The organism is Adlercreutzia equolifaciens (assembly GCF_029076695.1).
Lineage (GTDB): Bacteria > Actinomycetota > Coriobacteriia > Coriobacteriales > Eggerthellaceae > Adlercreutzia > Adlercreutzia equolifaciens_A.
Genome location: NZ_JARFIK010000474.1, coordinates 1 through 295 on the forward strand (window position 1 = coordinate 1; position 295 = coordinate 295).

The window sequence follows — 295 nt, forward strand, 5'->3', positions numbered from 1 at the left end:
GCTTACCCAATGCCAGATCAAGCTGTTGTTCAGCGAGCTGGCCGACACAGCCGAGCAGGTGGAGCGTATCTTGGCTGAATGCGAGGACGCCGTGGACGAGGCGGCCGAGGCCATGGTGGACGCCCAGAGCGCGCTCTTCATCGGCCGCGGCATGGGAGCGGCCACCAGCTATGAAGGCGCCCTCAAGTTGAAGGAGATCAGCTCCCTGCATGCAGAGGCCTATGCCGCCGGTGAGATGAAGCACGGCCCCATCGCGCTCATCGACGAGGGCTTCCCGGTCATTGCCATTGCCACG

1 protein-coding gene is annotated in these 295 nt (G+C 64.1%); it reads left to right on the forward strand.

Features of this window, described 5'->3' with window-relative positions:
- The coding region (locus PZH32_RS13235; RefSeq protein WP_275208717.1) for an SIS domain-containing protein at positions 1 to 295 on the forward strand (295 nt) is incomplete at both ends.